The following is an 11,280-nucleotide window of genomic DNA, read 5'->3' as shown; positions in this document are numbered from 1 at the left end:
TGAGAGCGGATATCAATTTCTCCTTCCTAAGATAGACGCAGCGCTCGCCTTTGAAATCCAGTAACTGTTCACTATCGATCTGCTCTGCAACTCGACCCCAGAGGCTTTGGTTCTGACCGAGACAGAGTAGCTTTATCCATCGCTAGTCGAATACTAGGCTAGTGTTATTTGGAGGAGCCCCGCTAGAAAGCAATACCGTACCGGTGTCCTTTCAATGCTTTTTTTAGAACCTATATTGCAACAAATCTCCCAAACCGCTTTTCTAATGCAATTGTTCTGTAATCAAATATTTGTTCAACCTGTTTTCTAATTAAAAAAGAATTTGCTATTGATCCCAATAGGCCCAAGGGAGGCTCGTAAGTAACAATATCAGTCATTAAAACTCCGCCTTCGATTTGTTTGAGTTTATGTTGATGATGCCATAGCTTAAAAGGACCAGCTCTTTGCTCATCAACAAAATATTCATAATCCTTAACGTGGGTAATTTCAGTCATCCAGTTAAGCTTAATGCCAAATAGTGGGCTCACCTTGTAAGTAATAATCATACCCGGATACATTTTTTCTGGACCGGTGTTGCTGGTTATAATAAAGCCCATATGATCTGGGGTAATTTCTTTTAAATTATTAGGAGATGAAACAAAGTCCCAAATTTCAGTAATAGTGGAAGGTAGTTTTTGAGTTTTAGTTAATTGATGAATAGCCATATTTTTATGTTTTTAAAGTAGAAATTCCGCCGTCTACGTGCATAATCTGCCCTGTTATCCAGCTCGCTTTAGTTGAAAGTAAAAACTCAGCCATATTAACTATATCATCAGTTTTTCCAACTCTCTTTAGAGGATGTCGCTGTGCGCTTGCTTCTATCTTTTGTTCGCTATTTAACAAATAAGCTGCCAAAGGAGTATCAGTTAGTGACGGCGCTATACAATTCACCCTTATCTTTGGTGCATACTCTGCAGCCAATGCTTTTGTTAGCCCTTCAATTGCGCCTTTAGATGCAGACACCTGAGTGTGAAAGGGAAAGCCTGTTTGAACCGCAACAGTTGAAAATAATATGATAGCAGCATTTTCGCTATTTTTTAATTTTGGGGCAACATTTTGTATTGTTTTTATTGCACCCACAACCTGCAAATTATAGTCATCAATAAAATCGTTTGGCTTAATTCTTTCAAATGGTCGAAGATTAATACTGCCCGGACAATATATAACGCCGCTTAATGTTTCTGGTAGGAAATTAAAAACTATATTTTCATCTAAAACATTTAATGGGTGAAATTGAATTAACGGGTTGTTAGAATGTATTTCATTTTTACAATAAGTTCCAAATATATGGTGGCCTGATTCAGATAATTGCTCAGCAAGTTTTTTCCCTATTCCGGATGAAGCGCCGATTATTAAGTAGTTTGCCATAAATTTTATTTTCTGCTGTTTTTATTAAAAATTGGCAGGTGCAAAGTACAGATGCTAATCGCGGCGTTTATCCGAGACGGTCTCACAACCCCAGATATCATGAAGCTTCACGGCCTCCCAGACTTTCTAGCTCCTGCTACAATCCCGAAGTTTATTGATACCTCACATGGTATCGATGAAATTCCTGCTTACAACTCGCTCGACCCGTAGGTAGATGAGTTCTAAAATCGTCACTCTCTTCGGACGTGCGAGCGTGATTTATATATTGCTCTTTTTTGGGCGACTTGCAATCTCTTTTGCTGCTCCAACATACGCTAGAACCAGGCTAGAAGTGCTGCGGTCGCAACCGGGCCCTACAAAATTCTGCAGGGAGGCCCCCCTGTACCTCGAAGCAAGTACTTACTAAAAGTGAGTCAATTTTCATATCCTTCCATAGCGAAAAGGCAGGGAGCAACCTATAATTGAATAGTTCTTTAGATAGCTGCGTCTAAGGTGGCTTTACTAGGGGTTGACTACCTTCTTAGTGAGGAAAATCATAAATTAAATTATTTTGAAGCCAACACCTACTCTGGGCCACAAGTGAAAAGCATTATTTACATCCCATTTGATCATTTGCACCGTGATTTTGGTGCACTTAAAGATGCCGACCCTAAGCAAAACTTAATTGCTATGGTGGAAAGTGCTCGAATGACAACAGTTCGAAATTGGCACCCTGAACGTCTTTTCTTTTTAATCTCAGCTGCGCGTCACTTTGCCAAGAGCCTTGAAAAAGAAGGTTTCACTGTTGAATATCTTAAAGCTCCAACAACTATTGATGGTCTTAAAATTATCCAAAGTAAGCATACAGGGCTGCCTGTTACCTGCGCAGAACCGTCATCTTTTGGTCAGTACGAAGCGCTCAAAGAACACGGACTAATCTTTAGTAAGAACGATTTTTTTCTTACGCCCCGCTTATTTTTTAAAAAATGGGCCGATTCACAGAAGAGTTACCTGATGGAAACCTTCTACCGGGCTCAGCGCATAAACCTCAACATCTTGGTAGAAAATAACAAACCGATAGGAGGGTCGTGGAACTTCGACAAAGAAAATCGCCTACCGCCACCTAAGAAATATGAGGGTCCGCCATATTTAGAGCATAAGCGCGATGAGATAGATAAGATTGTTGCTAAAGAGCTTAACTACACTCCTTCTACTACCTGGGCTACTACTCGAAAAGGGGCGCTAGCCCAATTAAAAAACTTTATCGACAATCACTTTTCTCAATTTGGGCCGCTAGAAGATGCAATGACTACAGAGAATTGGGCTCTACACCACTCACTACTATCGCCGTACCTAAACAACGGACTGCTGCATCCAAGCGAAGTAATATCAGAGGCTCTTAAAGCTTTTGATACTGGAACGATTCCTATTGCGTCTTGTGAAGGATTCGTCAGGCAAATCATTGGATGGCGTGAATATGTTAATGGCATGTATTGGTATTTGGGGCCTAATTACAAAAATAACAACAAGCTGAAGGCTACACGCCAGCTACTGCCACTATTCAACGACCCAAATAAAACATCTATGAACTGCATGAAGCAGACTATCACTGATATTAAATCTCGCGCCTGGGTTCACCACATTCCGCGCCTCATGCTTCTTAGTAACCTTGCATTAGTTACGGGCACTGATCCACAACAATTTCTTAATTGGATGAGAGAAGTATTTATCGATGCAACACAGTGGGTAATGGTTCCGAATGTAATTGGCATGGGAGTACACGCGGACGGGGGCCAAATGATGACAAAACCATATGCAGCAGGAGGTGCCTATATTTCTCGTATGAGTAATTACTGCAAGGGCTGCGCGTATAACCCAAAACTTCGCACCGGTGAAAAAGCGTGCCCGTTTACCACTCTATACTGGGATTTTCTTGATCGACACGAAGAAACTTTTGCTAAAAATCATCGAATGAGCCAGCAAGTTTTTGGCTTAAAAAGGCTCTCTGATTTAGTGCAACTAAAAAAGAGGGCAAAAGAAGTATTAAAAGGACTTGAACAGGGATTGATTTAGTTTGGCGGCTTACACCCTCTTTCTCTCATCCTAAATGCTCGAGAACTAGTCTAGGAGTGCTTCGGCTGCGACCAAGGCCTATAAAACCCTCCGGGGAGCCACTCTGTAGCTCAAAGCAAATACTTGCCAAAAGTGAGTTGATCTCTATATCCTTTAAAAAAGTATTTTTAGCAGTAACGCTTTGAAAAATATTCCCTCATCTACATCTACCTATTACACCACCTGTACTGAATGTTACGGCTGCGGAAGAAAAAACCAGCGCCGAGGGAGAAAAGTGCGCTTACTTTACCAGCGAGAGCTCGTGGCTTTTCAGCAATCAGAGGGCCTTGGAACTCCCCCTACTCTTCCAAAAGCACATCCTTTGAGTTGTAGCGCTTGTTTGGGCTCTGGCTTACAGCCTACATCTAGTCCTCCGTTAGCTGATACAATAAACTACCCACACGTGGCGATCATCGGCGCTGGAATTGGTGGGGTAGCGTTGGCAGTAGCTTGCTTACATCGCGCGATTCCTTTTACTCTTTTTGAACGAGATCAGGATTTTGAAACACGCTCACAGGGTTATGGTCTCACCTTGCAGCAAGCTAGTGTTGCAATGAAGGGTTTTGGTATAAACCGATTAGAAGATGGGGTATTTTCTACTAGACACGTCGTTTATACCACAGAGGGAAAAATAGTTGGAGAATGGGGGGTAAGAAAATGGCTACAGTCGGGGGCTTCAAAAAATGCACGGCGTACTAATGTACACATCGCACGACAACTGTTGCGATCAGCGCTACTAAAGCAACTCGGTGGGCCGACGAAGGTAGAATGGGGACATCAGTTTGTAGATTATAACGAGCATGCCGGGGAGGGTGTTGAGCTAAACTTTCTGGTAGCAGGTTCCTTAAAAAAAATAAAAGCAGATCTGGTCGTTGGTGCCGATGGAATTCGTAGTTCGGTACGTAAGCAAATGATTGGCGAAGAGGCTAACCCGTTACGTTATTTAGGTTGCATAGTAATCCTAGGAATTTGCCCCCTACAGAAGCTGGAGGGGCTTAAAAGTGAGCTGCTTGATTCAGCCACAGTATTTCAAACTGCTAATGGCACTGAGCGCATATACGTTATGCCTTTCACATCGGATTCAGTGATGTGGCAATTGAGTTTTCCCCTCGCGGAAGACCAAGCGAGAATTTTAGGCTCTAGCGGCTCACAAAAGCTGAAAAAAGAAGCGATGCTGAGAGCTGCTTGGCACTCCCCTATTCCTGAAATTATAGCAAACACCTCTGAGGCCCAAATTTCTAGTTATCCTATATACGACCGAGAGCTAGTTAATATATCAAATTTCGAAAATGGGGGTTCCATTACACTACTCGGTGATGCCGCGCACCCTATGAGCCCGTTTAAGGGTCAGGGAGCTAATCAAGCCCTATTGGATGCATTAGTTCTTGCTCGTGGCATTTCAAATGGTTGTAAGCCAGGCTCCGCTTGGAGAGAGATTGGAATACGAAGAAGCGTTTTATCAGATTTTGAGCTAGAGATGTTGGAGCGCTCAGCTGCTAAAGTGAGGGGGTCAAATGAGGCGGCTAAATTTCTTCATTCTGAGATCGTTCTTTTTGAGGGAAATGAGCCGAGAGGGCAATGTATAAAGCGACAATAATTGATAAACTTAACTTTTTGTATAAATCTAATTAAATACGATCACTGGTACCATCATACATACCAATTATATACTAACAGCTGATAAAGTTGTGTTGCCTTTATCGATCTATGGGCTATAAAGTGCTTGGCTATATCATGAAACAAAAACTAATCTTCATAACTCTTGTTTGCTCATTATTCGGTTGTGGCAGCCAGGACACCGTGTCATTTGATGGGGTATGGGAAGGTTCCTATACCTCGAATCAAAACAACTGCCCCTTCTCTGTTAGATCCGATATCAACCCACTGTTCCCAATGACGGTTAGTACGGACGTGAACGATGTGTTTACCGTTGTTGCGGTCGATGGAAGTACCGCTATTGGAGGACAGGGATCAGGAGAGGTAATCAGCTTTATCGCCTCAGCGCCGACGTTTGGAAGCTACGGATCTATCGCGCCGTATTCGTGCGCTTCTACATTGTCCACGGTTGGATTTCTTGACGCTGGAGCGGATAAGGCTCGAGTGACGCTTCTTATCCAATTTACTAATTGCAACACCCCTGGATCTTCGGAAGATCCCCTAACTTGTTCCGTCACCTACTACGGGGATGCCACGAAGGTTTCGTAGCGATCCTGGAGGGCTAACGAGCTAGCCAACTTGCTGCGACCCGTAAAACAGTTGGTGGCATTGGTACGGGGTTACTTTCTAGGCAACAGTCCGAGTCAGCTACCGAATATAGTGCGTCACTATTAAACACGGAATGCCCTATACCTCGCCCCCCCTCCTAAGTGCTGATACAAAGATAATTAATACCTATCAGGCTTGCTGCCGCATCTGCTTCATCGTTTTCTGTAGGTCATGCGTAACGAGTATGTGCGGCACAGTGAGCCCGGCAATGAGCACTATAGTGGCCGCAAAGAGCTGATTTATATCTCGCAAATCAAAAAATAATGAGAGCGGTATAATAAGAAGAATTGCGACAAGAGATATTACCAAAAAATCTAGTGGCATTCCAAAGCGGCTTTCTCGAAATAGATCCTTACACACTTCAAGATGCTTGCATGAATGCCGTCCGATAAACCAAATACAAAATCCTGAAAGTGGCGGAAGAAGCAGCCAGGCTCCTAGACAGATCCAGCGCTGGAGTGTATTCGAATCAATATCCTGATCTCTCTTGAGAGAGTCTCGGCTAAGTTGGAAAAAAAGCAATACAGCTAAGCTTACCGCGAGTAGCCGCAAAAAAGGGGAGAGACTCTCCATAAGATCAAATGGAATAAAGTAATGTAAATATGCGCGAGATCCCGTGAGGTGAAGTCCTATTGGCAATACAACCGAGCTAGCCCCGATCATCCAGCCTCGAGCCATTCTGCCCTGAATCATCTCTCCTTCGCTAAAATGAATGATGGATATTACTAGAAATAGCGCCAATCCCACTGTTGGAAACATAATACAGAAAGCGCTCATAGCCATACCCGAAGAAACATAGATTGCAAGAATGGAAAGACGTGAACGGGAGCTCTCCCTCCACTTCGCCTCAGCGAGCCGCAGGTCAAAGGAGCCGTGGGGGATTCCCGCGAGGATAATTAAACTAAGAGCAAGCCACTCGCCTACCGACGACTCAATCGCGGTGGCTAGTGCAAGTAGTATAGCGAGGCCAGAAACTAGAATTGTGCCGAAACTCATACTGATAGCAATGCCTTTATCATCATCATCTTAGGAGCAGATGACATTACTCTCAAGCCCTCAACGATCTTTGCGTCTCCCGCAAGAAACCGAAGCAGTGGCTGTGCGGGAGCCTTCTCGAGCAATCGGCCCATTAACAGGCTACCTTTAAGAGGTGCCGTGGCCAGGGCCTTTAGAAAGAGCGCGTCCGCTGTTGCATACCACCTGGGAGGCCCATCGCAGATTCGCGGCATATCACCCCCTCCTCCTTCTACTAAAACTCTTGCGAGTTCGCGTGCCTGTTTTTGGATATTAAGAAACGCGTATCCAGTAGCAGCCCTAATCGCCCCGCCAGCGCTGCCTATAACAACATTCTCTGTCGCAACTGGGCGCTCAAGCCCCATAGGTATTAGCCCCGACTCACGGGAGATAATTTCATACTGGCTATGAACATGAGATTGAATCCACTCATAGCACAATGAGAGATGCCATTCAGATGGCATCTGATGAGTACTGAAGGTTGTATGCTCTACCAATGCTTCTGTTGTTGAAATCGGAAGCACATACATAAAAGAGATGGGACAACTCTCGCTACTCGGCAAGATGTCCATGAGGAGTGCCGTTGATGGATCGAAGGAATCTGCTGCCGTTTGTATCCATAGTCCTCCAAACGACTGCCACACACTATTAGTGCGTATTGAATTGCCTTCAATATCGACATGTCCACATTCCCAAGAGAAACAAGCTCCTCGCCCCTCAAGCTCTTCAAGAGTGCTGTCAAAGAAATCTTCTCCTCGCACGAGAGCATATGGAGTAGATGCCGTCTCTATGCAGCGATCGAAATGTTGCCCTCTAAAACGAACATTCTTCCATCTCTTATATGGCTCGACCGGTAGGGCCTCTTTGGTGGAAGCAAAGAAGCAGAACGTTCTCTGAGGATGTGGAAGCCTAGGCCTTCTATCAAAGAGACACACTGTGCAGTTTTTTGACGAGCGAAGGATCTCACGAGCTAAACTCAATCCCGCAACACCAGCCCCGCGAATGCCTATCGATTGCACCACGTTTTACTTTTCAGAAATAGTTAGACGCGGAGTACTCAAATCCTTCATCAATACTTGACACGCTAGGAGCCCCTTCTTGTATAAAGGAACCACAGATCGCTTACGCGATAAAAGTCCCCCTCTAATAATTCTGTCTCCTATCGCTCCATAACACCTAGCGGCAACCTTAATGGAGTATCGAGAGCGGGGCGCGAGGAAATGAATACCTGCAAGACCGCGTTGGTAATGCGATTGTGCTGTGTCTAAAAGTTGCCTGACGGCTGCCAAGATAACCTGCTCAACTTTAGAGTCTCCAACAAGTAGGCTCTGTGGATCTATCCCATCAAGCCAATCACTTGGAAGATATACCCTTCCTCTTCTGAGGTCCTCAAAGACATCGCGCGCTATGTTTGTGTACTGCATCGCAATACCGAGATCTGAAGCATGTGCGCGCCCTTCTGCAACTCGTCCTCCTAGAATTGGATACATTATCAATCCAACATTTCCAGCGACTCCGTAGGAATACTTCGCTAAATCGTCCTGCGTTTTAATAACAAGCCCCGTGGTATCTTCTCGACACGCATCCACAAGCGAAATGATCGGCTCTTTAATATCTGGGAATCTCTGAATCAGAGAGAGTAGCCGCTCTATACCAGAAAAAGTTCTGTCCATTGAGCTTACGGCACGAGTCACACTAGATAGATATTCATCCCGCTCATCTGAGGGAAGACCTCCATCTGCGATATCGTCAATCTTTCGACAAAAGCTGTATGCAGTAGCGGCATCATTTCTAGCTTCCGGACTGAGCCATAATGTCGCAAAATAAAAAGTCTTTCCTGCGCGCGTCATCAGACGCAAATCATCGTTCATGCGAGCGCTCCTTGCGATACACGATCTTCCACAAGCTGAGAAGCACATATACCTGGATAATCCTGCCTCACAAGGGACTCAATAACTTTAGCCGAGGTTGCTACACCGGGTAAGCCTCCGCCGGGGTGAACCCCAGCTCCGCAGAAATAAAGATTCTTTACCTTGTCTGCCCGATTATGGAATCGCAGCCAGGCTGACTGACTTAAGGTAGGCGCGATAGAAAATCCGGCACCGAGCGGGCTCAAGAGAGCTTTTTTAAAGTATCGCGGATCAACCGATTCCGCAAAAACAAGTGAGTCGCAAAGCTCCGGAAGTACCCGTTCCTCAAGGATACTCAGAACTTTTGCGCGGAAGAGTTCTTCTGCTGTCTCCCACGAAGAGAAGTTTCCAAGGTGTGGGACCGGCGCTAGTACGTAGAATAGCTCACCATCCTCAAGCGCAATACTCGGATCCGTAGCGACTGGCCTATGTAGGTACAAGCTCGGATCTGATGGTAGTTTTTCCCCTCTAAATATATCCTTGAGTAAAGATTCCCACCGTTCTGAGAGCACCATAGTGTGGTGCTTTACATCTGGATATCGCTTAGAGGTTTTAAAATAGAGGACATATAGGCCCATAGATGAGGAGACAGTTTTTAATCTCATCTTCTCAAAAAGCGAGAGGCGCTCTGGCCCAAGAGTCCTATATCCCACCTGGGCATCGCCTCCCCAGACGCCAAGGTCACATTTCAATGAATATTGTTTATCACCCTGGCGGTATCTCATTCCTACAAGCTTTTTGGCCCTATCAGTTTCAAATTCGTTAACTGTGCTATCAAAATGAAACCTCACACCATGCCGCTTAGCAAGGGACACTAGCGCCTCAATCAGTTTTGAAGTCCCCCCCTTGGCAAACCATATTCCTCCCTTCCTTTCCATGGCATGAATCAATCCATAGATCGCTGTAGTATTCAGGGGGTTCCCCCCGACTAGTAGTGGTTGTAGAGAAAAGGCTTGTCGCACCCTTCGATCTTGGAAATATTTCGCGGTATGCCGCCATAGGCTAGTAAATCCACCAAGCCTAGCAAGATGAGGCACCGCCTTAACCATAGACCAAAATGAGGTAAAGTCCGCTACTCCAAGTTGCTCGTATCCTATACGGTAAAACTCCTCACTATGCTTGAGAAAAGATGGATATAACTGCGCGTCGGCGGGACATAGCCGTGAGATTTCATCCATCTGCCTAATCGGATCGGGAACAAGGTCAAGAGAACTTCCATCTGAGAAAGAGAGTCGATACCAAGGATCACAGGGAAGAAATTCAACGTATTCGAACCGCCGCTCTCCGAATAGTTCAAATAGCTCATCAAAGAGCCACGGTGCTGTGATTACTGTCGGCCCAGCATCAAATGAGTGTCCGTGAAAATTGAACGTTCGGGCTCGTCCTCCGGCATCGGGGCACGCCTCAAGAACGTCAACATCTAGCCCCATAGCCCGGAGGCGCAAAGCGCTCGCTAGTGCCCCTACTCCTGTTCCAACAACTACCGCTTTCATATTAGAACGCTATCAGCAAACGGTGCTTGTTGGTACGGTATTTCAGCCGAGGTAATGCATACAAGGCTAAAAAAAAAGCAGCGTCTTTCGACGCTGCTTTTAAGGTTCTTTTTGGTCTTTGTCTCTCGCTTACGCGTTGGACTCAGACTTACGAACCGCTACAGCGAATATAAATACACCGAATAGCGCCTTAGCTACTATGTCAGCGATTGTATATCCAACCTGTACGTACGTTGTTGACTCAGGTCCACCAACTCCTAGCATTGGTAGGATGAATACAACTGGGTAGAAGCACCATGACAGGACAGTCAGGGTACGAGCATCGCTTACCATCTGACGAACAGACTCAGGCTGTGAGTTGATCGCTTTTGTAAGGCCCGAAAACAGCTTAATCACGATGTATACAAAAGGTATCATCGCAAGAAACCACCACTTCCAACGTTCACCGGTAATGTTGCTGATCTCTCCTGGATATCCAAGAAGAACCATAGCAACCGCAGCCGTAGCTAGTGCCTTGCCTTTAGAAACCGTCTCTTCACGGGAAAGTCCCATCACAAGGATGAGCTCAAGAAGAAGAAGCGGAACTGTGAGGAGCCAGTCAACGTAGCGGTAAGCATCGTTGAACTTGGTTACAGTTGCTGTAACACCAGTAGAAGTCACTGTGTATGCAGCCTGCCAAGAATCAAAGATTCTCCAGTAGTGGTAGAAAGCAATTAGGGTAACAATACCGCTGATTGTAACTGCCGTTTTGTATTTAGGAGCAACCTGCGAGCGTCCTAAGAAAAGAAATACCGTTGCTGCTCCCATTACTGCTATAGCAAATGAGAATGCATTGGATACAAGCTCAAACTGCTCTAAATTTATCATTTCCATAATTTAACGACCATATTTAAGTATATTAACTATTCAATTTTAGCCTATTTTTTAGACGGGCTACCAGTAGACAACAGCTACCGTAGTCTTCGAATAGTCCAACACCGCAGCATCTAGCTAGAGCTAAAAATAGGCATTCGGTCTTGTTCTACTTAATAGCATGGCGTTAGGCTGGCGAGCTTTCGCGTTGATTATGGGGTTTAAATGTCATAACAGGTAGTTGGACA

Annotated in this window: 11 protein-coding genes; 4 read left to right on the top strand and 7 right to left on the bottom strand. The window is 45.1% G+C overall.

Annotated features, from left to right (window positions below; translation table 11 throughout):
• Positions 1-230 precede the first annotated feature (230 nt).
• Both NTV65_00725 and NTV65_00720 read right to left on the bottom strand, forming a co-directional pair.
• Complete coding sequence (locus tag NTV65_00725; protein MCX6113726.1) at positions 231-704, bottom strand: SRPBCC family protein; 474 nt, start codon at positions 702-704, stop codon at positions 231-233.
• Positions 705-708: 4 nt separating this feature from the next.
• Complete coding sequence (locus NTV65_00720) at positions 709-1,407, bottom strand: SDR family NAD(P)-dependent oxidoreductase (GenBank protein MCX6113725.1); 699 nt, start codon at positions 1,405-1,407, stop codon at positions 709-711.
• A 51-nt stretch (positions 1,408-1,458) separates the two neighbouring features.
• Between NTV65_00720 and NTV65_00715 the strand changes: the two genes are divergently transcribed.
• The 4 genes from NTV65_00715 to NTV65_00700 all read left to right on the top strand — a co-directional run bounded on the left by NTV65_00715 (position 1,459) and on the right by NTV65_00700 (position 5,703).
• Entirely contained in the window at positions 1,459-1,617 is a 159-nt protein-coding gene (locus NTV65_00715; GenBank protein MCX6113724.1) for a hypothetical protein, read from the top strand.
• A 282-nt stretch (positions 1,618-1,899) separates the two neighbouring features.
• The gene (locus NTV65_00710; protein MCX6113723.1) at positions 1,900-3,459 is read left to right on the top strand and encodes a cryptochrome/photolyase family protein; all 1,560 of its coding nucleotides are present in this window, start codon (positions 1,900-1,902) and stop codon (positions 3,457-3,459) included.
• A gap of 181 nt (positions 3,460-3,640) precedes the next feature.
• Positions 3,641-5,095 carry an NAD(P)/FAD-dependent oxidoreductase gene (locus tag NTV65_00705; GenBank protein MCX6113722.1) on the top strand — a complete coding sequence of 485 codons (1,455 nt, stop codon included), beginning with the start codon at positions 3,641-3,643 and terminating at the stop codon, positions 5,093-5,095.
• Positions 5,096-5,232: 137 nt separating this feature from the next.
• Positions 5,233-5,703: a hypothetical protein gene (locus tag NTV65_00700; GenBank protein ID MCX6113721.1), complete on the top strand. Its 471-nt coding sequence runs from the start codon at positions 5,233-5,235 to the stop codon at positions 5,701-5,703.
• Positions 5,704-5,892: 189 nt separating this feature from the next.
• Here NTV65_00700 and NTV65_00695 read toward each other — a convergent pair whose 3' ends face one another.
• The 5 genes from NTV65_00695 to NTV65_00675 form a co-directional block, all read right to left on the bottom strand.
• A complete protein-coding gene (locus NTV65_00695; GenBank protein ID MCX6113720.1) occupies positions 5,893-6,759 on the bottom strand; it encodes a beta-carotene 15,15'-dioxygenase, Brp/Blh family in 867 nt (288 codons plus the stop codon).
• Positions 6,756-7,799 (bottom strand): lycopene cyclase family protein, encoded by a 1,044-nt coding sequence (locus tag NTV65_00690; GenBank protein MCX6113719.1) that lies wholly within the window; start codon positions 7,797-7,799, stop codon positions 6,756-6,758. The genes NTV65_00695 and NTV65_00690 overlap by 4 nt, the downstream gene beginning before the upstream one ends.
• Before the next feature lie 3 nt (positions 7,800-7,802).
• On the bottom strand, positions 7,803-8,648 hold the full coding sequence (locus tag NTV65_00685) for a phytoene/squalene synthase family protein (protein MCX6113718.1): 846 nt from the start codon (positions 8,646-8,648) through the stop codon (positions 7,803-7,805).
• Entirely contained in the window at positions 8,645-10,180 is a 1,536-nt protein-coding gene (gene crtI / locus NTV65_00680; GenBank protein MCX6113717.1) for a phytoene desaturase family protein, read from the bottom strand. The genes NTV65_00685 and crtI overlap by 4 nt, the downstream gene beginning before the upstream one ends.
• 129 nt (positions 10,181-10,309) lie before the next feature.
• Positions 10,310-11,053, bottom strand: a complete 744-nt coding sequence (locus NTV65_00675) for a bacteriorhodopsin-like (protein ID MCX6113716.1) — start codon at positions 11,051-11,053, stop codon at positions 10,310-10,312.
• Between the last annotated feature and the right edge of the window lie 227 nt (positions 11,054-11,280).

The sequence above is a fragment of the Pseudomonadota bacterium genome (assembly GCA_026390555.1).
In the GTDB taxonomy this organism is placed as follows: domain Bacteria; phylum Bdellovibrionota_C; class UBA2361; order UBA2361; family OMII01; genus OMII01.
Note: the sequence above shows the minus strand (reverse complement) of the source record. Positions and strands in the feature narration are given on the sequence as shown.